Raw genomic sequence first — 1,122 nt, forward strand, 5'->3', positions numbered from 1 at the left:
GTCCCTGGCCGTCGAGTTCGGCGGCGGCGTCCATGGCCAGGCCGACCTCGGAGCCGGTGGCGATCAGGATCAGCTCCGGGGTGCCCTCGCATTCCTTCAGGACGTACCCGCCGCGCTGGATGCTGGCCAGCTGCTGCTTGGTGCGCGCCTGGTGGGGCAGGTTCTGGCGCGACAGCACCAGGGCGGTGGGGCCGGAATTGCGCCTGAGGGCGGCATCCCAGGCCGCGGCGGTTTCCACGGCGTCACAGGGGCGCCAGGTGGCGAGGTTCGGCGTGGAGCGCAGGCTGGTCAGCTGCTCGACCGGCTGGTGGGTGGGGCCGTCCTCGCCCAGGCCAATGGAGTCATGGGTGAAGACGTAGATGGCCCGCTTGCCCATCAGTGCCGCCATGCGCACGGCGTTGCGCATGTACTCCATGAAGATCAGGAAGGTGGCGCCATAGGGGATGAAGCCCCCATGGAGCACGATGCCGTTCATGATCGCGCCCATGCCGAACTCGCGCACGCCGTAGTGCAGGTAGTTGCCGTCAGGCGTCTCCGGGGTGATCGCCTTCGCGCCGTTCCAGAAGGTCAGGTTGGAGGGCGCCAGGTCGGCGCTGCCGCCGAGCAGCTCGGGCAGCTGCGGGCCCAGCTCGTTGAGGCAGTTCAGCGAGGCCTTGCGGCTGGCGATGGTCTCGCCGGCCTGTTGGGCCTTCTCGATCAGCGCTTTGCTTGAGAGTTCGGCGGGCAGCTTGCACTGAATGCGGCGCAGGAACTCTCGGGCCAGTTCCGGATATTCGGTGCGGTAGCGCTCGAAGCGCTCCTGCCACTCGCCCTGGGCGGCGCGGCCCGGCTCACGGGCGTCCCAGCCCTGGTAGATCGGCTCGGGGATGTGGAAGGGCGCGTGGGGCCAGTCGAGTTGCTGGCGGGCCAGGGCGACCTCTTCCTCGCCCAGCGGGGCGCCGTGGCACTCCTCCTTGCCCTGCTTGTTGGGCGAGCCGAAGCCGATGATGGTCTTGCAGATGATCAGGCTCGGCCGGTCGTCATGGCTTTTTGCCAGCTCGATGGCGGCCTTGATCTCCTCGGGTTTGTGGCCGTCGACGTTGGGCACCACGTGCCAGCCGTAGGCCTCGAAGCGCTTGGCGG

General features: G+C 68.6%; 1 pseudogene. It reads right to left on the bottom strand.

Going from position 1 to position 1,122, the window contains the following annotated elements:
- A pseudogene (locus IBX53_RS16170) lies at nucleotides 1-1,122 on the bottom strand (transketolase); the annotation flags it as partial.

It is taken from the genome of Halomonas sp. (genome assembly GCF_014859505.1).
Taxonomy (GTDB): domain Bacteria; phylum Pseudomonadota; class Gammaproteobacteria; order Pseudomonadales; family Halomonadaceae; genus Halomonas.